Genomic DNA, 17,850 nt, shown 5'->3' with positions numbered 1-17,850 from the left:
CGGCCGGTTTTGTTTGTCTGCTGGACAGTGGCAAGGGTGAACGATAAAAGCCACTGGATTTGAGTTTTGACCTGCCTTGGGCAGCACTGAAGGGCATAGCATGAGCGGCGTGAATGATATCCGGTCGACCTTCCTCGACTATTTCAAGACGAACGGCCATGAGATCGTGCCGTCGAGCCCGCTTGTGCCGCGCAACGATCCGACGCTGATGTTCACCAATGCCGGCATGGTGCAGTTCAAGAACGTCTTCACCGGCCTGGAGCAGCGCCCCTACAAGACGGCATCGACGGCGCAGAAATGCGTCCGCGCCGGCGGCAAGCATAACGACCTCGACAATGTCGGCTATACCGCGCGCCACCATACCTTCTTCGAGATGCTCGGCAACTTCTCCTTCGGCAACTATTTCAAGGAGCGGGCGATCGAGCTTGCCTGGAACTTGCTCACCAAGGAGTTCGGCCTCGATGCCAAGCGTCTCTTGGTCACTGTCTATCACACGGACGATGAGGCCTTCGGCCTCTGGAAGAAGATCGCCGGTCTTTCGGACGAAAAGATCATCCGCATTCCGACGAGCGACAATTTCTGGGCGATGGGCGATACCGGCCCGTGCGGCCCGTGCTCGGAAATCTTCTACGATCACGGCGATCACATCTGGGGCGGTCCTCCCGGCTCTCCGGAAGAAGACGGCGACCGCTTCATCGAGATATGGAACCTCGTCTTCATGCAGTATGAGCAGCTGACGAAGGAAGAGCGCGTCGATCTGCCTCGGCCCTCGATCGATACCGGCATGGGGCTGGAACGGGTGGCGGCCGTGCTGCAGGGCAAGCATGACAATTACGACATTGATCTGTTCCGCGCGCTGATCGAAGCCTCGGAAGAGGCAACCGGCGTCAACGCCGAGGGCGAGCGCCGTGCGAGCCATCGCGTCATCGCCGACCATTTGCGCTCTTCCGCATTCCTGATTGCCGATGGTGTGCTGCCCTCGAACGAAGGCCGCGGCTATGTGCTGCGCCGTATCATGCGCCGCGCCATGCGGCATGCGGAGCTTCTCGGCGCCAGGGAGCCGCTGATCTGGAAGCTGCTACCGGCGCTCGTCCAGCAGATGGGCCGCGCCTATCCGGAACTCGCCCGCGCCGAGGCGTTGATCTCCGAAACTCTGAAGCTCGAGGAAACCCGTTTTCGCAAGACGCTGGAGCGCGGCCTGTCGCTGCTTTCCGACGCGACGACGGCGCTCGGCAAGGGCGACATGCTGGACGGCGAGACGGCCTTCAAGCTCTATGACACTTACGGCTTTCCGCTCGACCTGACGCAGGATGCGCTGCGCGCCCGCGAAATCGGCGTCGATCTTGCCGGCTTCACGGATGCGATGGAGCGCCAGAAGGCCGAGGCCCGCTCGCATTGGGCAGGCTCCGGTGACAAGGCGACCGAAACTATTTGGTTCGAGCTCAAGGAAAAGCATGGCGCGACCGAATTCCTGGGCTACGACACCGAGACCGCCGAAGGCGTCGTTCAGGCGATCGTCAAGGATGGCGCTGCCGTCATATCCGCCTCGGCCGGCGACAAGGTCCAGATCGTCGTCAACCAGACGCCGTTCTACGGCGAGTCCGGTGGCCAGATGGGTGACACCGGCATCATCAGTTCGGACCATGCGAAGGTGGAGATCACTGATACGCAAAAGAAAGGCGAGGGCCTGTTTGTCCATACCGGGACGGTCATCGAAGGTTCGCTGAAGGCTGACGATGCCGTCGCGCTGTCCGTCGATCACGCCCGCCGCTCGCGCCTGCGCGCTAACCACTCGGCAACGCACCTGCTGCACGAGGCGCTCCGCGAAGTGCTCGGCACGCATGTGGCGCAGAAGGGTTCCCTGGTCGCGCCGGAACGCCTGCGTTTCGACGTTTCGCATCCGAAGCCGGTGTCCGCCGAAGAACTCAAGGTCGTCGAGGACATGGCAAACGAGATCGTGCTGCAGAACGCACCGGTCACTACGCGGCTGATGAGCGTCGACGACGCTATCGCCGAAGGTGCGATGGCGCTCTTCGGCGAGAAATACGGCGATGAAGTGCGCGTCGTCTCGATGGGGCAGGGCGTGCGCGGCACGAAGGCCGGCAAGCCTTATTCGATCGAGCTTTGCGGCGGCACGCACGTGGCGGCGACCGGCCAGATCGGCCTCGTGCGCATCCTCGGCGAAAGCGCTGTCGGCGCGGGCGTGCGCCGCCTCGAGGCGGTCACCGGTGAAACTGCGCGCGAATATCTGGCTGAGCAGGACGAGCGCGTGAAGTCGCTCGCGTCGTCGCTGAAGGTTCAGCCTGCCGAAGTGCTTTCGCGCGTCGAAGCGTTGATGGACGAGCGCCGCAAGCTCGAGCGCGAACTGGCGGACGCCAAGCGCAAGCTTGCCATGGGCGGCGGGCAAGGCGGCTCGACGGACGCGGCGCGCGAGGTTGCCGGCGTGAAATTCCTCGGCAAGGCGATGACGGGCGTCGATCCGAAGGACCTCAAGGGCCTTGCCGATGACGGCAAGTCCAGCATCGGCTCGGGCGTCGTGACGCTGATCGGCGTATCGGATGACGGAAAGGCGAGCGCGGTCGTTGCCGTAACGCCGGACCTGACGGCGCGGTTCAGCGCCGTCGATCTGGTGCGCGTTGCATCCGCTGCCCTCGGCGGCAAGGGCGGCGGCGGGCGGCCGGACATGGCACAGGCGGGCGGTCCGGACGGCTCCAAGGCCGACGAGGCGATCGAAGCGGTTGCGGCAGCACTTGCAAGCTGATTTCATCTGCCGATGAGGTTTGAAAGGCGGGGGCTAATCCTCCGCCTTTTTGTTGTGCGCCCAGCATGGGTGCATTCTTGTGGTGCAGTCCCGCCGTAAGCTGGTCATAGGGAGCAAAGAGAAGCGCAACTGCGGAAGAGTGAGCGACCGTGGGGAGGATCAAGTCTACGGGCTGCGCCGGCGCGCTACCGGAAAGAGGGAGGCCACAGAGCCCTTGAACCCTCACGTAACGGGAAGAAAGCGGCCATGTTCGATGTAACCTTACGGAAGATAGAGCCGATCGAATTGATAGGCGTTCTCCATAATGGCTCCTACATGCAGATCAGCAAGGCGTTCGAGACGCTGTTCGGGACGCTCGGTGCCCGCGGCCTGGCAAACCCGACATGCGGAGGATCGGCGTCTGTTTCGACGATGCGGATATCGTGCCGGCGGAAAAGCTGTGCTCCATCGCCTGCGTGACCGGCCTCTCGGGCGTTCCGGCAGAGCCGCCGTTCGAACGGCATAGGCTCGATGCTGGCGAATATGCTGTTCTCCGCCACAAAGGGACCTTACGCCGATATGCACAAGGCCGATCAATGGCTTTAAGCGGAATAGCTCCCAAAATCCGGCAGGCAGGTCAAGGACAGCGTGATGTTCCAGGAATATCCCAACAATCCCCGCGGCGTTCCGCCGACCGAACTGCTCACGGATATTCACATGCCGCTCGCGTAAAGCGGCTCCTATTGCATCTGCTTCATGAGTTCGTCATCAAGCGCGGTGGCTCGCCTGTAGCCTTCGCGGTTGGTCACGCGGGCGACATAGTCCGCGAAGGCCTGGCGCTTTTCGAACGTGCCGAAGCCCATGCCCCAGCCGATATGCGAGCCGACGTAGACATCGGCGGCCGTGAAGCGGTCGCCGGCAATATAGGGCGAAGCGCTGACGGCTTTTTCGAGTGTATCCATGACGTCGCCAAAGCTGCCGTAACCGGCCATTCGGCTCTTTTCGGCGGGCGTCACAAAGCCGAGCGCACGGTTGGTGGCAGCAGCTTCCAAGGGGCCGGCGGCGAAGAAGATCCAGCGGTAATAGCTGCCGCGCTCATGAGGCTTCGGAGCGAGCTCCTTTTCCGGAAAAGTATCGGCCAGATAGGCGCAGATCGCGGCGCATTCCGTCACGATCGTTTCGCCATGCCGGATCGCCGGCACCTTGCCCATCGGGTTCACGGCCAGATAGTCCGGCGCCTTCATCGTGCCGCCGAAGGTCATGATTTCCGTGCGGTAGGGAACGCCGGTCTCCTCCAGCATCCAGCGGGCTATACGGCCGCGCGACATCGGGTTCGTATAGAATACGAGTTCTTCAGCCATGCTTTCCTCCTCCTGTTCCTTTTCCGGTCTAGCGCGGCCCGGAGCAAAATCAAGCCTGCCGTTCAAAGCGCCTTGCGGTACTGGATGAAACCGGAGCTCTCGGCGATCTGGTCGTAGAGCCGCCGTGCCGTCGCGTTGGTCTCGTGGGTCATCCAGTAGAGCCTGCCGGCGCCGTTCTCCCGTGCAAGATCTGCCACGGCTTCGATAAGAGCTGCGCCGGTGCCTGAGCCCCGCCGGTCGGCTTCGACGTAAAGGTCCTGCAGATAGCAGGTCCATCGTGGCAGCCAGCAGGACCGGTGGAAGATGGCGTGAACGATGCCGACAAGGCGGCCGCCCGCGTCGAAGGCGCCTAGCGCGTACATCTCTTCGGCCGGGTCGTGGAAGCGGCTCCAAGTCAGGTCCGTCGTTTCCGGCGGAATAACGACTTCGTAGAAGCGCTGGTAGGCGACCCAGAGAGGCTCCCAGGCGGCGCGGTCAGACGGCTGTAGCAGGCGGATGGTCGTCATGTCCATGCTCCTCTTTTGTGCCTGAAACGAATACGGCGGGAAGATCCCGCCGCATTCGTTGTTCGATGTCTCCGGGTGCCTCAGGCGCCCATGGCCTTCTGCAGGTTGGAGTCGATCTTGTCGAGGAAGGCGGTGGTGGAGAGCCATGGCTGATCCGGGCCGATCAGCAGCGCCAGGTCCTTGGTCATAAAGCCGGCTTCGACGGTGTCGACGCAGACCTTTTCCAGCGTGGAGGCGAAGCGGGCGAGCTCGGTGTTGTCGTCGAGCTTGGCGCGGTGCGCCAGGCCGCGGGTCCAGGCGAAGATCGAGGCGATCGAGTTCGTCGAGGTTTCCTGGCCCTTCTGGTGCTGGCGGTAGTGGCGGGTGACCGTGCCGTGGGCGGCCTCGGCTTCCACCGTCTTGCCGTCCGGCGTCAAGAGGACCGAGGTCATCAGGCCAAGCGAACCGAAGCCCTGGGCAACCGTGTCGGACTGCACGTCGCCGTCGTAGTTCTTACAGGCCCAGACGTAGCCGCCGGACCACTTGAGCGCCGAGGCGACCATGTCGTCGATCAGACGGTGCTCGTAGGTGATGCCGGCTTCCTTGAACTGGTCCTTGAATTCGGTCTCGTAGACTTCCTCGAAGATATCCTTGAAGCGGCCGTCATAGGCCTTGAGAATGGTGTTCTTGGTGGACAGGTAGACCGGCCACTTGCGCATCAGGCCGTACATCATCGAGGCGCGGGCGAATTCGCGGATCGATTCGTCGAGATTGTACATGGCCATGGCCACGCCGGCGCCCGGTGCGTTGAACACTTCCCTTTCGATGACCTGACCGTCTTCGCCGACGAACTTGATGGTGAGTTTGCCCTTGCCCGGGAACTTGAAGTCGGTGGCGCGGTACTGGTCGCCGAAAGCGTGACGGCCGACGACGATCGGCTGCGTCCAGCCTGGAACGAGGCGCGGAACGTTCTTGCAGATGATCGGTTCGCGGAAGATGACGCCGCCCAAAATGTTGCGAATCGTGCCGTTCGGGCTCTTCCACATTTCCTTGAGGTTGAATTCCTGCACGCGGGCTTCATCCGGCGTGATCGTCGCGCACTTGATGCCGACGCCGTATTTCTTGATGGCGTTTGCGGCATCGACCGTGACCTGGTCGTTCGTGGCGTCGCGGTTTTCGACCGAGAGGTCGTAATAGTCGATGTCGAGGTCGAGATACGGATGGATCAGCTTGTCCTTGATGAGCTGCCAAATGATGCGAGTCATTTCATCGCCGTCGAGATCGGCGACGGGATTGGCGACCTTGATCTTCTTCATGTATCTGCCTCGTTCAAGCTTGGAAGGGACGACCGTCCCAGGGTGGGTGATGAAAAATCCCGAGCGCTATAGCATTGTGAGCCGGGAACGCAAAGCCGCAAGCGCCGTTCAAAGCGCATTTTGGCGTGCCTTTGCCAAGTCCGGAGGTTCGGCTAGTGTTCCACGCAATTGCCTTTCGAACCGGATATTTCATCATGAAGACGATCGCCCTTCTGCTTGTCGCATTTGCCGGTTTGCCCGCCGTCCCCGATGGCGCGGAGATCGAGGCACCGGTGCAGGAAGTCATGGATGCAACCGTCCAGAACTGGGCGAGTGAAAGCAGGTTTGATTTGATCGACGGTATACGGACAGGTCAATCCTGCGGCATGGGCCTTGCCGTTTCGGCTTTGCAAAGCTATTCCCCGCATGACAGCAAGGACGGCATTTATGGCGGGCACGAATAGCGAGCGCAAACTTTTGGCCGAAGGACCGGTCATCATTCTGGTCGAGCCGCAGATGGGCGAGAACATCGGCATGGTGGCGCGCGCAATGGCGAATTTCGGCCTTGCGGAGCTGCGCCTCGTCAATCCGCGCGACGGCTGGCCGAACGAGAAGGCACAAGCCGCCGCCTCCAAAGCCGATCACGTTATCGAAGGCACAAAGGTTTACCACACGCTGGAGCAGGCTGTCGTTGATCTTAACTTCGTCTATGCGACGACGGCCCGGGAACGGGATGGCTTCAAGCCGGTGCGTTCTCCGGTGGTTGCTGCCGAAACGTTGCGGGCGAAATTCCGCGCGGGCGAGGGCACCGGCATCCTCTTCGGCCGTGAACGCTGGGGGCTGACCAACGAGGAAGTGGCTCTTGCCGATGAGATCGTGAGCTTCCCGGTCAATCCCGCCTTCGCCTCGCTGAACATCGCGCAGGCCGTGCTTCTGATGTCTTACGAGTGGATGAAATCCGGCATGGAGGATGCTGGTGCCGTGCCGTTCCAGGCGACGTCGCAGACGCAATCGACGAAGGAGCAGCTCTTCGGACTTTTCGACCAGCTGGAAGAGGCGCTGGAAGCACGCAATTATTTCCATCCTGCCGGGAAAAAGCCGAAAATGGTGGACAATCTGCGCGCGGTCCTTTCCCGCCGCGCCTTCACGGAACAGGAAATCAGCGTGCTGCGCGGCGTGATATCTTCCCTTGACCGCTTCTCGCGCAAGTATCCGCGCGGAAGCCGTCCGCCTGCAGACACCAAGGAATAGCCGAAAGATGACATCAGCAGCGAATGAGCTGAAACCGGTCTTGATCTTCGATTCCGGTATCGGGGGGCTGACTGTGCTCCGCGAAGCCCGCGTGCTGATGCCGGAGCGCGGCTTCATCTACATCGCCGACGATGCGGGATTTCCCTATGGGGGCTGGGAAGAGCAGGCGCTGAAGGAGCGTATCATCACGATCTTCGACAGGCTGCTCGAGGACTACGATCCCGAAGTCTGTGTCATCGCCTGCAATACGGCCTTTACGCTGGTTGGTGCCGATCTGCGCGCCGCCTTCCCGCAGATGACTTTCGTCGGCACGGTGCCGGCGATCAAGCCCGCCGCAGAGCGCACGCGTTCCGGTCTCGTCTCGGTGCTTGCCACGCCCGGCACGGTCAAACGCGCCTATACGCGGGATCTGATCCAATCCTTTGCGCAGCAATGCCACGTCCGCCTCGTCGGCTCGGAGAATCTGGCGCGCATGGCGGAAGCCTACATCCGCGGCGATACCGTCTCGGACGAGGCTGTCATGACGGAAATCGAGCAGTGCTTCGTCGAAAAGGACGGCCGCAAGACTGACATCGTCGTGCTCGCCTGCACCCATTATCCCTTCATGGCGAACCTCTTCCGGCGGCTGGCACCCTGGCCAGTGGATTGGCTGGACCCCGCCGAGGCCATCGCACGGCGCGCGCGCAGCCTCGTGCCGCAGGTGGCCGATGGCGTTCACCCCGACAACTTTGATTTCGCTGTGTTTACCTCCGGCAATCCGGATTTCGCCACAACGCGACTGATGCAGGGCTTCGGGCTGACGGTCCGGTGACGCGTCCAGCTTCAATCGTGATAGGATGGCGCGAACCGTCGGAGGTGGGTGCAATGGCGACAGGCGAAGACTTGCGACGCATCGCGTTATCGCTGGAGGGTACGATCGAGGCCCCGCATTTCGACCGCATGGCATTCAGGGTCGCGCGGATCTACGTCACGCTCGCCGCCGATGGCCGGACGGCAAACTTCAATTTCACGCCTGACGAACAGCAGTTCAAATGCATGATGCTGGCGGATGCCTTTTCGCCGGTGCCGAATGCCTGGGGCAGGCAGGGCTGGACGACCGCGGATCTGTCGCAGTTGGGCGAGGAGGATCTCGAGAATGCGTTGTGCATGGCGTGGGCGCATGCGCAACGCAGGAAGCCGGCGCGGTGATAAGCGCTAGGCCGCAACTGTCCGCATTCGCTGTGGGTTTTGCAAACGCGTGGGCGAAATGCCCGGAAATCTTTGATAGACGGAAGCGCGCCGTTTCAGGACAATGGCGCTTCGCATCATTGAGTCTCATCTGAATAGGTCATTGCATTGCAGGTTGGTATCGATATGGGAATGGCGTCAGGGAACACCCCGGCGACGCTCGATATCGAGGAGCTGCTGGCGACCCGCCTTCTTGTGCAGGGCAATTCCGGCTCCGGCAAGTCACATCTCCTGCGACGGCTGCTTGAACAGTCCGCGCAGTGGGTCCAGCAGGTCATCATCGATCCGGAAGGCGACTTCGTCACGCTCAGCGACCGCTTTGGCCATGTCGTCGTCGATGGTGAACGGACGGAGGCGGAGCTTGCAGGCATTGCCAACCGTATCCGCCAGCACCGTGTCTCTTGCGTATTGACGCTGGAGGGCCTCGACATCGAGCAGCAGATGCGCGCGGCGGCCGCCTTCCTCAACGGCATGTTCGATGCCGATCGCGAATACTGGTATCCCGTGCTCGTCGTTGTCGACGAGGCGCAGATGTTTGCCCCGTCGGTCGGCGGCGATGTTTCCGAAGATGCCCGAAAGATGTCGCTGGGCGCCATGACGAACCTGATGTGCCGCGGCCGCAAACGCGGGCTGGCGGGCGTGATCGCCACGCAGCGGTTAGCGAAGCTTGCGAAGAACGTTGCGGCGGAAGCCTCGAACTTTCTAATGGGCCGCACTTTCCTCGATATCGACATGGCGCGTGCCGCCGATTTGCTCGGCATGGACCGGCGCCAGGCAGAAATGTTCCGCGAACTGAGGCGCGGCAACTTCGTGGCGCTTGGACCGGCCTTGTCGCGCCGCCCGCTGCCGATCCAGATCGGTGCCGTGGAGACGTCGGCGCGCTCGTCGAGCCCCAAGCTGATGCCGCTGCCGGACGCGCCGCAGGATGTCGAGGACCTGATCTTCACGCCCGATCCGGAGGAATTCCAGCGCCCAATCGCGCGCCGCGCGCCGCCGGCGCCACGGCCGACGACGGACATTCTGGCAGAGCTTTCACGCTCGGCGCCTGCGGCGACCGCTGCGCCCGCAGAGGCGCGTGCAAGCCAGCGGGAACTTTCCGCTGAGGAGCGCGAGGAACGGCTTGCGGCCGTGCTTTCGGAAATCCTCGACGATCCGGGTTCAGGTTTCCGGACGGATTCGGTGCTCTACCAGGAATTCCTGGTGCGTCTGCGCATGCGCCGCGTGCCCGGGTCGCCGATGTCGCTGCCGGAGTTCCGCCGGCGCGTGGCGATCTCGCGGTCTGGCGTCGATGCCGCAACGGCCGGGACCGAAGTCTGGGCGGCGGCACTTTCGTTGTCAGCCGGTGTGACCGACGATCTGCAGGGCGTATTTCTGATGCTGGCGAAGGCGGCAGTCTGCGGCGAGCCTTGCCCGTCCGACGCCCGGATAGCCCGCGCCTACGGTACGCATTCAGCGCGACGGGCCAGGCGTCTCCTCGGATATTTCGAGGAGCAGGGCACCGTCGTGGTGCACACGGACTTCACGGGCAAACGCGTCGTGGCTTTCCCGGACATGAACTGCCAGACGGCGCCAGGCGATGCGAATGCGCCCGATCAAGGCGATGCGCCACAAGCGGCGGAATAAGCTTATGTCTCGACAAGGTAGAGCCTTGCTTTGCCATCAACCGCAAGCGACGCACCTATCCGACGGTCGAGAGTCGCGAGAACAGGCAATGAGAACGTTTACGTCGAGAAGGAACGTCACGGATATTCGTTGACAAATTCAGGTGTAATCGCCCGCCCCGTTGGATCTTCTTTTATAAGCGGAATGCCGTTACGCATTACGGGTGATCGGGTCTGGATCAGCGATTGCGAGCCAAGTCAGAGATAATCTCGCCAAGGCTTTTATCTTGCTGCGCGGGCATGGCCTTGGCTGTGTCAAGCACATCACCATCGATCGCGAGGGTCGTTTCACAAGTCTCCGGCCATTTGCTTTCGATATGGCGATAAACGCGATATCTCTCAACGCGCTCCGCTGTTGACATTTTCATGACGAACCCCTAAAGACCGCCCGAACGCCGGGCAGCAATGTCCGGTGTTTCATTTGACATGTCCCGTGGATTTGTCCTGTTCGCGTAATAGGATGGTCCTGTCGGGCTTTCGGAAGAAAGCCAAAGGAGGGCGTGTTTCCTTCGCGCGGTTTGGNGGCAACAAACCGCCCTAACGTTCTGAAAGGAAATACGATGAGCAAGCGCGAATCGTCCAAGTACAAGATTGACCGCCGTATGGGCGAAAACATCTGGGGCCGTCCGAAGTCCCCGGTGAACCGCCGCGAATACGGCCCGGGCCAGCATGGTCAGCGCCGCAAGGGCAAGCTTTCCGACTTCGGTGTGCAGTTGCGCGCCAAGCAGAAGCTGAAGGGCTATTACGGCGACCTGCGCGAAAAGCAGTTCCGTGCGATCTTCGACGAAGCCAACCGCCGCAAGGGTGACACCTCGGAAAACCTGATCGGTCTTCTGGAGTCCCGCCTCGACGCGATCGTCTATCGCGCCAAGTTCGTTCCGACCGTTTTCGCTGCCCGCCAGTTCGTGAACCACGGCCACGTGACCGTGAACGGCGTCCGCGTCAACATCGGGTCCTACCGTTGCAAGGCCGGCGACGTCATCGAAGTTCGCCAGAAGTCGAAGCAGCTCGTTACGGTTCTGGAATCCATCAGCCTCGCCGAACGCGACGTTCCGGAATACATCGAAGCTGATCACAACAAGATGGTTGCGACCTTCGCACGCGTTCCTTCGCTCTCCGACGTTCCGTATGCGGTCGTCATGGAGCCGCATCTGGTGGTCGAATTCTATTCTCGCTAATTGGCGAGAGGCGTTTTCGCATACGGAAAAGCCGCCTCCTGGGCGGCTTTTTTGTTCTCTGGAGAGAAGCCATGGTGGATTTGCAGGCCGTCCTCGACAGCATCTACAAGGAGCTGACGCCCCGCATCGGCGAGGGCAGGATCGCGGACTATATCCCTGAGCTTGCCAAGATCGATCCGAACCAGTTCGGTATGGCGGTCGTCACCGTCGACGGCAGGGTCTACACCGCCGGCGATGCCGCGGTGCCTTTCTCCATCCAGAGTATTTCCAAGGTCTTCATGCTGACCTTGGCGCTCGGCAAGGTCGGCGAGGGCCTCTGGAAGCGGGTCGGGCGCGAACCGTCTGGTTCCGCCTTCAATTCCATCGTCCAGCTCGAACATGAGCACGGAATCCCGCGCAATCCCTTCATCAATGCCGGCGCGATTGCTGTTACCGACGTCGTGATGGCCGGTCATGCGCCGCGCGAGGCGATCGGCGAACTGCTGCGCTTTGTTCGCTATCTGGCAGACGATGAATCCATAACCATCGACGACAAGGTGGCGCGCTCCGAAACGCAGACAGGATACCGGAATTTCGCACTCGCCAGTTTCATGCGCGCTTACAAAAACATCGACCATCCCGTCGAACACGTGCTCGGCGTCTATTTCCACCAGTGTGCGCTGTCGATGAGCTGCGAGCAGCTGGCGCGGGCAGGGCTCTTCCTTGCAGCACGCGGCAGCAATCCCATGACAGGCCATTCGGTCGTTTCGCCGAAGCGGGCGCGGCGCATCAACGCGCTGATGCTCACCTGCGGCCATTATGACGGATCGGGCGACTTTGCCTATCATGTCGGCCTGCCCGGCAAGAGCGGCGTCGGCGGCGGCATCTTCGCCGTTGCTCCGGGGATCGCCTCGATCGCCGCCTGGTCGCCGGGCTTGAACAAGGTTGGCAATTCGCAGCTCGGGGCCGTGGCGCTGGAGATGCTCGCAGCGCGCACCGGCTGGTCGGTTTTCGGCGATTGAAGCTTCGTTGAAACCCGGCTTTCTGCTAAGGCAGAGTCCGTTGGATTGGATGGGACGATGAATATCGCAGCCAACATTGATGAGGCCTTCAAGGAAGCCGCGGAAGACGGCGTGATCGGCCATGCGCTGTTTGCGGATGCGCCGCGCTCCGTGTCGTTCAACAAGCTGCGCAAGCGCTTGCTGCGGCAGGTGCGCCAGGCCTTCGACGATTTCGATATGCTGAAGGGCCAGAAGCGGTGGCTGATCGGCGTTTCGGGTGGCAAGGATTCCTACGGGCTGCTGGCGCTGCTGCTTGACCTGCAATGGCGTGGATTGCTGCCGGTCGAGCTGATCGCCTGCAATCTCGATCAGGGCCAGCCGAACTTTCCGAAACATATCCTGCCGGATTACCTGACCGAGATCGGTGTGAAGCATCGCATCGAATATCGGGATACCTATTCGATCGTGAAGGAGAAGGTGGCGGAGGGGGCCACCTATTGCTCGCTTTGTTCCCGTCTTCGCCGCGGCAATCTCTATCGCATCGCGCGGGAGGAGGGCTGCGACGCCTTGGTGCTCGGCCATCACCGCGAGGACATTCTCGAGACTTTCTTCATGAACTTCTTCCATGGAGGGCGCCTTGCCTCCATGCCGGCGAAGCTGCTCAATGACGAGGGTAACCTGATGGTGCTCAGGCCGCTTGCCTATTGCGCCGAGGACGACATGGCGAAGTTTGCGGCTGCCATGCAGTTTCCGATCATCCCTTGCGACCTCTGCGGCTCACAGGACGGCCTGCAGCGCAATGCGATGAAGGATATGCTTGCAGATATCGAGCGGCGCATGCCGGGCCGCAAGGACACGATGCTGCGGGCGCTCGCGCATGTGAACCCCTCGCACCTGCTCGATCCGAAGCTCTTCGATTTTTCCAGCCTGATGGTCGCGGGACCGTCACCGGCAAGCGTGTAACTGGGCGAAACGCTCTAAAGCAAGGACATGCCATGACTTCGACAGTTGATGTGACAGCGCTCTCCGATCTCCTCAGGCGGGCGGCAAAGGCCGAGATACTGCCACGTTTCCGGCGTCTCGGCAGCGGCGACGTACGGATCAAGACCGAGGCGACCGATCTGGTGACAGAAGCCGACGAGCAGGCTGAGCGGATGATGAAGGCAGAGGTAGCCAAGCGCTGGCCTGACGCGGTCTTCATCGGCGAGGAGTCGGTTGCGGCCGACCCCGCGCTGCTCGGCAAGTTGCAGGGAGCGGACCTCGCGATCGTCGTCGATCCGGTCGACGGCACCTTCAATTTCGCTTCCGGCATTCCCGCCTTCGGCGTCATGGCTTCGGTCGTGTCGAAGGGCGAAACTGTCGCCGGCATCATATACGACCCGATGGGCGACGACTGGGTGATGGCGGAGAAGGGCGGCGGCGCCTGGCTGCGGCGGCCGGAGGGCGAGGCGGAACGGCTGTCGGTGGCCACGCCGGTGGCTTTAGAACAGATGGTCGGCATGGCGTCCACCGGATATCTGCCCAAGGAAAAGCGGCCGGAAATTCTCGCAAATCTTGCGAAGGTCCGCTTCCTCGTAAATTACCGTTGCGCTGCGCATGAATACCGGACATTCGCGTCGGGCCACGTGCACTATCTGATGTACAACAAGCTGATGCCCTGGGACCATCTGGCGGGAACGCTGATCTGCCAGGAGGCGGGCGCCCATGCGGCGCGTTTCGATGGCTCGCCCTATCTGCCGCACCACGTCGGCGGCGGCTTGCTGGTCGCTCCGGACAAGGCGTCATGGGAACTGCTGCGGCGGGAAGTTTTCACGCTCTGAGGATTGAGGTCGCAAGCCTCGATCCATGCCCGACATATAGGGAGAAATGCATATTTCCTCCCAAGGCGTTTTGATCACGATACCGCCCCGCTTCAGAGCGGGGTTTTCGTGTTAGCCTTGGCTTAGTTCGTTGAACTTGTCGTGATCCGGTCGACCGGAATGCTGGGCGAGTTTTGCGGGAGGGATGCAATTGCGAACATCGTAAAGGCATAAGCGGCAAATACAGAAGCCGCGACGGTGGTCCTGATCATCTCTTGCTCCATCGTTGCCAAGACAGATTAGCCCGAAAGGGCGATGGCCACAAGAAATATGAACGCCAGATGAACAAAACATCATGGAGAATACTCGTATTGCCGTGAACGGCGTGCCGTTGTGCGGTGAAATTGCTCGGGGTTCCCGAGCGGTTCCGCCGGAACGAGTACCCCGGTGATTCGTTGAGTGGAATGTTTTGCGTGAGGTATAGCGTCATGGAGAAAAAGGATATCCGGAAATTCCCGCCCGTCAGGATCAAACTTGGCGGACGCTATCGCGTCGTCAGGACGGTTCACGATGCCTATAGGCTGATGGTCATGGAATGGCCGATCCATGATGGTCCGGCGCTCTATCGTGCCGAGGTGACCTGCCTTGACGCCTTCAACGGCGCTATACCTCCAGAAGAAGTACGCAAGAAGTTCCTGGTCGCGGCCAGCGAGGCGCACCTGGAATACGTCGTCTGAAGCATACCAGCAGGGCTCAGCGTTCATTCTCAGATGTAAGCGGCTGCCTCAATGCGGAGATAGAGTCCAGTGAGCGCCTGACACCTTCTTGAAGACTGATCCGTGGAGCGAGCCCGAAGCGCTGTTGAAGAGCAGTGTCGCCACACCGGAAAAACACACCTTCGGGACGGCTGGTCGTTCCGGCGATTTCCGGCGACCAGCCCAATTCTTGGCTGATCAGGACTGCGAGCTCGATGAAGGACGTCGTGCCGCCGGTCGAAAGGTTCATGCTTGTTCCCGTTGGCAGCCGGTGCACGGTTTGCCAGATGAAGTCGATACAATCGGCAATGTGAATGAAGTCGCGGCGCTGACGGCCGGAGCCCCAAACGGAGACCTCGGCTGCTCCCCATTCCTTGACCAGTCTCTGGCAGATTGCTGGGAACGGGTAGGCGATATCTTGATCTTCGCCGTAGCCGCTGAATGGCCGATACGCGATGGCCCGGCCGCCGTATCGCTCGACATAGAGCTTCATGAGGTACTCGCCAGTCAGCTTAGTCCAACCATAGCTCAGATCCGGAACGCCAAGCGACCGTTCGAACGAAATCATCTCCTCCGAAAGCGGTGTCTGCATTTCCTCGGTTTGAAACGCCACCGGATACGCTGCGCTGGAGCTGAAATAGACAACGTTCCCGGGCTTGTTACAGCCCGCCCATCGCCACAGCGCGGCATCGACCGACAGGTCCTCGGCGACGAGAAGCGTTTCGTTCTCAAGCGTCATTCGTCCGCCGACGAGGGCGGCAAGATGAAAGACGTAGTCGAAACGTTGGGAGGAGGTCTCGAAGAATGATCTGCAATCCTCCTCAAGGAAGATGAAATGCTTGCTTGGGCGCCTCCAAAGAGCCGGGTGCTTTGCGCCTGTCCTCGGTTTCAGCGAGTCAACGCATACAATGTCCAGTCCTTCCGCGAGAAGCCGATCACAAAGATGTCGGCCGACAAAACCGCATCCGCCTGTCACAAGTGCACGCACCATGATTCTCCTAAACCGTCACAAGGGCGGGCGGCTTCGCCGGTGTAGATGCCAATAAATCGACGCTCCCAATCCTGTCGGCTTGGTGCGACTTTCTTTCCGAAAGCCCGTGCGCCTTCGGCCAGCCTTTTCACAAGGCTATCGCTCTTGATTCTCACCAGCGCCCCGGCAAGCGAGCCCGCGTCTCCGCTCTTGAAGACGAGGCCCGCGCCATTGCCTTCAATGTCTTCGGCAATGAGGGCGTTGCTGCTGACGATTACGGGAATCCCGCTACCGAGCGTGCGTAGACTTTTCTCCCGGGTCATCCGTCCGAGGAAGACGATGCGCTCTCTGCGCCAGAGCTCAGTTGACAGCCGCGTCAACGGTTCCGTGGGTCTGCGCAATCTGGTGAAATGCCGGAAAGGAGCCGGCCTTAGGTAGGTTTCCATGCATGTGCAATCGATGCCAGCGCTGCGGCGTGTCTGCCGGCACTGAATAGCTACCTTTGTTGCGCCGCCGCGCACGACCGATACGTCATTTATGACTATCATCCGCATATCCCAGGACCGTCGCAACAGAACCGCATGCCCCGACCGGGCTTGACGTTTGATTGGTGGTGTCAAAATCCCCCATCTTATGAGGCGATGTTTTCAGGCTGATTGCAATTCAGCCTTTTGCACTAACCTGCAATCATCAAATGTGCAGGACTTTATACAAGGTTGCATATGATTGGAATGCGCAACAATCTGTGGTAGCAGCTCACCTCATCGCGCAGCCTGCAACCGCGACCCAGGCCAGGTCCGCAGCGCCTCCCGCCGGAACGAAGGCGCTTGCTCCATCAGAGATGCGCAACACCCGGGTCGAGTTGGGGACTGTCGCCCGGATGGGTGAAGAGCTTGCCGTTTTCGGCCCAAAGCGTCGCAACGATGCTGACGGCGCCGAAGACCGCAAAGCCGGCAAAGAGCGGCTGGACAGTGCCGTTGAAGAGCTGGCCGACGGCGCCGCCGAGCAGTGCGCCGACGGACGTCGAGACGAAGCCGGTGATGGCGGTCGCCGTGCCTGCGAGATTGCCCATCGGCTCCAGGCTGATTGCCGTGAAGTTCGTGGCGATCACTGCAAACATCATCAGCAGAATCGAAAACAGCGCATAGTCCAGCGCGAAATTGACACGTCCGCCGAGCGCCATGATGTAGCCGAATGCCGAAATCACTGTGAAGAGGATCATGGCCGTGTGCGAGATGCGGCGCATGCCGAAGGTGCGGACGAAGAAGCCGTTGGCGAAGTTCGCGACCGCGATGCCGCCTGCCGTTGCCGCAAAAGCGATTGGCAGCCAATCGCCGAGGCCGTAGACCTCGCCGAAGACCTGCTGGACGGAGATGACGTAGGCGCTGATCACGCCCGTGAACATCGTGAGCCCGATCATGTAACCGCAGGTGATGCGGTTCGTGAGAACGGTCCTGAAGCCATCGACAATCGAACCGACGGAGAGCGGGATACGCTCGTCGGCCGGCAGCGACTCCTTCAGTCGCGACAGCGCCCAGAGGAAGAGGATCGAGCCGACGACACCGAGCAGGTTGAAAATCCAATGCCAGTCGGCGTAGCTGATGATCAGCTGGCCGACGGAAGGCGCGACGATCGGGACGATCATGAAAACGATCATCACATAGGACATGACGCGGGCCATTTCGCGGCCGCCGAAACAGTCGCGGACGATCGCCATCGTGGTGATGCGGACGGCCGCGCCGCCGATGCCCTGGACGAAGCGCATCACGAGCAGCATCTCGAAGCTGCCGGTCAGTGCTGCGCCGAACATCGCCAGCACATAAACGGCAAGACCGCCAAGCAGGATGCGGCGGCGGCCGAAGGTGTCGGAAAGACTGCCGAAGACGATCTGTGAGACGCCGAAACCGAAGAAAAACACGCCGATGACAAGCTGCGCATCATTGGTCGTCGTCACGCTCAGCGAGCGGCCAATGGCGGGCAGGGCGGGTAACATGCTGTCGATCGCCATGGCGATACTGGCGGTCATGATGGCGATGGTGATGACGAATTCGGTGAAGCCCATGCCGATGCGGCTGGAGCCCTGGTTTTCGGCGTGCGGTTTATGCGCGGTCATTCTTCAAATCCGATCAATGTAAAATAGAAAAAAAC

General features: G+C 61.0%; 17 protein-coding genes and 1 pseudogene. 12 read left to right on the top strand and 6 right to left on the bottom strand.

The window, feature by feature from the left end; all coding sequences use genetic code 11:
- Positions 1-100: 100 nt before the first annotated feature.
- Together alaS and BN1800_RS32590 are read left to right on the top strand one after the other, a co-directional pair.
- Positions 101-2,761: an alanine--tRNA ligase gene (alaS, locus tag BN1800_RS32595; protein WP_087003776.1), complete on the top strand. Its 2,661-nt coding sequence runs from the start codon at positions 101-103 to the stop codon at positions 2,759-2,761.
- A gap of 177 nt (positions 2,762-2,938) precedes the next feature.
- A pseudogene (locus tag BN1800_RS32590) lies at positions 2,939-3,472 on the top strand (AraC family transcriptional regulator); the annotation flags it as partial.
- 8 nt (positions 3,473-3,480) lie between these two features.
- Here BN1800_RS32590 and BN1800_RS32585 read toward each other — a convergent pair.
- From BN1800_RS32585 to BN1800_RS32575, 3 genes are all read right to left on the bottom strand, one after another.
- Positions 3,481-4,101: a glutathione S-transferase family protein gene (locus BN1800_RS32585; RefSeq protein ID WP_087003773.1), complete on the bottom strand. Its 621-nt coding sequence runs from the start codon at positions 4,099-4,101 to the stop codon at positions 3,481-3,483.
- Positions 4,102-4,163: 62 nt separating this feature from the next.
- Complete coding sequence (locus tag BN1800_RS32580) at positions 4,164-4,607, bottom strand: GNAT family N-acetyltransferase (protein WP_087003770.1); 444 nt, start codon at positions 4,605-4,607, stop codon at positions 4,164-4,166.
- A gap of 80 nt (positions 4,608-4,687) precedes the next feature.
- Positions 4,688-5,902, bottom strand: coding sequence for an NADP-dependent isocitrate dehydrogenase (locus tag BN1800_RS32575; RefSeq protein ID WP_087003766.1), 1,215 nt, complete (start codon positions 5,900-5,902; stop codon positions 4,688-4,690).
- Positions 5,903-6,096: 194 nt separating this feature from the next.
- Here BN1800_RS32575 and BN1800_RS32570 point away from each other — a divergent pair, with 194 nt between their 5' ends.
- The 10 genes from BN1800_RS32570 to BN1800_RS32525 all read left to right on the top strand — a co-directional run bounded on the left by BN1800_RS32570 (position 6,097) and on the right by BN1800_RS32525 (position 14,714).
- Positions 6,097-6,345 carry a hypothetical protein gene (locus BN1800_RS32570; RefSeq protein ID WP_143534204.1) on the top strand — a complete coding sequence of 83 codons (249 nt, stop codon included), beginning with the start codon at positions 6,097-6,099 and terminating at the stop codon, positions 6,343-6,345.
- A complete protein-coding gene (locus BN1800_RS32565; RefSeq protein ID WP_087003760.1) occupies positions 6,329-7,132 on the top strand; it encodes an RNA methyltransferase in 804 nt (267 codons plus the stop codon). The genes BN1800_RS32570 and BN1800_RS32565 overlap by 17 nt, the downstream gene beginning before the upstream one ends.
- Before the next feature lie 7 nt (positions 7,133-7,139).
- A complete protein-coding gene (gene murI / locus BN1800_RS32560; protein ID WP_087003757.1) occupies positions 7,140-7,943 on the top strand; it encodes a glutamate racemase in 804 nt (267 codons plus the stop codon).
- Between the two features lie 53 nt (positions 7,944-7,996).
- Positions 7,997-8,320, top strand: coding sequence for an MmcQ/YjbR family DNA-binding protein (locus BN1800_RS32555; RefSeq protein ID WP_027512390.1), 324 nt, complete (start codon positions 7,997-7,999; stop codon positions 8,318-8,320).
- Between the two features lie 147 nt (positions 8,321-8,467).
- Positions 8,468-9,982 (top strand): ATP-binding protein, encoded by a 1,515-nt coding sequence (locus BN1800_RS32550; protein WP_087003754.1) that lies wholly within the window; start codon positions 8,468-8,470, stop codon positions 9,980-9,982.
- A gap of 598 nt (positions 9,983-10,580) precedes the next feature.
- A complete protein-coding gene (rpsD, locus tag BN1800_RS32545; RefSeq protein WP_027512392.1) occupies positions 10,581-11,198 on the top strand; it encodes a 30S ribosomal protein S4 in 618 nt (205 codons plus the stop codon).
- Between the two features lie 71 nt (positions 11,199-11,269).
- Complete coding sequence (locus BN1800_RS32540) at positions 11,270-12,199, top strand: glutaminase (protein WP_027512393.1); 930 nt, start codon at positions 11,270-11,272, stop codon at positions 12,197-12,199.
- A gap of 57 nt (positions 12,200-12,256) precedes the next feature.
- Positions 12,257-13,141, top strand: coding sequence for a tRNA 2-thiocytidine(32) synthetase TtcA (gene ttcA / locus BN1800_RS32535; RefSeq protein ID WP_087003753.1), 885 nt, complete (start codon positions 12,257-12,259; stop codon positions 13,139-13,141).
- A gap of 32 nt (positions 13,142-13,173) precedes the next feature.
- A complete protein-coding gene (locus tag BN1800_RS32530) occupies positions 13,174-13,998 on the top strand; it encodes an inositol monophosphatase family protein (RefSeq protein WP_027512395.1) in 825 nt (274 codons plus the stop codon).
- A gap of 467 nt (positions 13,999-14,465) precedes the next feature.
- A complete protein-coding gene (locus tag BN1800_RS32525; RefSeq protein WP_179213955.1) occupies positions 14,466-14,714 on the top strand; it encodes a DUF982 domain-containing protein in 249 nt (82 codons plus the stop codon).
- A gap of 16 nt (positions 14,715-14,730) precedes the next feature.
- On the opposite strand, the gene BN1800_RS32520 is transcribed toward BN1800_RS32525, so the two are convergent.
- From BN1800_RS32520 to BN1800_RS32510, 3 genes are all read right to left on the bottom strand, one after another.
- Positions 14,731-15,723, bottom strand: a complete 993-nt coding sequence (locus BN1800_RS32520) for an NAD-dependent epimerase/dehydratase family protein (protein WP_087003747.1) — start codon at positions 15,721-15,723, stop codon at positions 14,731-14,733.
- Entirely contained in the window at positions 15,705-16,250 is a 546-nt protein-coding gene (locus BN1800_RS32515) for a glycosyltransferase (protein ID WP_087003744.1), read from the bottom strand. Before BN1800_RS32515 ends, BN1800_RS32520 begins: the two co-directional genes overlap by 19 nt.
- Before the next feature lie 287 nt (positions 16,251-16,537).
- Positions 16,538-17,815: a multidrug effflux MFS transporter gene (locus BN1800_RS32510; RefSeq protein WP_087003741.1), complete on the bottom strand. Its 1,278-nt coding sequence runs from the start codon at positions 17,813-17,815 to the stop codon at positions 16,538-16,540.
- Positions 17,816-17,850: the final 35 nt, after the last annotated feature.

Source organism: Rhizobium sullae (assembly GCF_900169785.1).
GTDB classification, from domain to species: Bacteria; Pseudomonadota; Alphaproteobacteria; order Rhizobiales; family Rhizobiaceae; genus Rhizobium; species Rhizobium sullae.
The sequence above is the reverse complement of the archived record's forward strand: the minus strand, read 5'-3'. Positions and strand labels throughout refer to the sequence as shown.

Excerpts from the sequence above, each read along its gene's own strand:
- BN1800_RS32585 (WP_087003773.1), bottom strand. The coding sequence starts at position 4,101 with ATGGCTGAAGAACTCGTATTCTATACGAACCCGATGTCGCGCGGCCGT.
- alaS (WP_087003776.1), top strand. The coding sequence starts at position 101 with ATGAGCGGCGTGAATGATATCCGGTCGACCTTCCTCGACTATTTCAAG.
- BN1800_RS32520 (WP_087003747.1), bottom strand. The coding sequence starts at position 15,723 with ATGGTGCGTGCACTTGTGACAGGCGGATGCGGTTTTGTCGGCCGACAT.
- BN1800_RS32510 (WP_087003741.1), bottom strand. The coding sequence starts at position 17,815 with ATGACCGCGCATAAACCGCACGCCGAAAACCAGGGCTCCAGCCGCATC.
- murI (WP_087003757.1), top strand. The coding sequence starts at position 7,140 with ATGACATCAGCAGCGAATGAGCTGAAACCGGTCTTGATCTTCGATTCC.
- ttcA (WP_087003753.1), top strand. The coding sequence starts at position 12,257 with ATGAATATCGCAGCCAACATTGATGAGGCCTTCAAGGAAGCCGCGGAA.
- BN1800_RS32565 (WP_087003760.1), top strand. The coding sequence starts at position 6,329 with ATGGCGGGCACGAATAGCGAGCGCAAACTTTTGGCCGAAGGACCGGTC.
- BN1800_RS32580 (WP_087003770.1), bottom strand. The coding sequence starts at position 4,607 with ATGACGACCATCCGCCTGCTACAGCCGTCTGACCGCGCCGCCTGGGAG.
- rpsD (WP_027512392.1), top strand. The coding sequence starts at position 10,581 with ATGAGCAAGCGCGAATCGTCCAAGTACAAGATTGACCGCCGTATGGGC.
- BN1800_RS32575 (WP_087003766.1), bottom strand. The coding sequence starts at position 5,902 with ATGAAGAAGATCAAGGTCGCCAATCCCGTCGCCGATCTCGACGGCGAT.
- BN1800_RS32570 (WP_143534204.1), top strand. The coding sequence starts at position 6,097 with ATGAAGACGATCGCCCTTCTGCTTGTCGCATTTGCCGGTTTGCCCGCC.
- BN1800_RS32540 (WP_027512393.1), top strand. The coding sequence starts at position 11,270 with ATGGTGGATTTGCAGGCCGTCCTCGACAGCATCTACAAGGAGCTGACG.
- BN1800_RS32555 (WP_027512390.1), top strand. The coding sequence starts at position 7,997 with ATGGCGACAGGCGAAGACTTGCGACGCATCGCGTTATCGCTGGAGGGT.
- BN1800_RS32530 (WP_027512395.1), top strand. The coding sequence starts at position 13,174 with ATGACTTCGACAGTTGATGTGACAGCGCTCTCCGATCTCCTCAGGCGG.
- BN1800_RS32525 (WP_179213955.1), top strand. The coding sequence starts at position 14,466 with ATGGAGAAAAAGGATATCCGGAAATTCCCGCCCGTCAGGATCAAACTT.
- BN1800_RS32515 (WP_087003744.1), bottom strand. The coding sequence starts at position 16,250 with ATGATAGTCATAAATGACGTATCGGTCGTGCGCGGCGGCGCAACAAAG.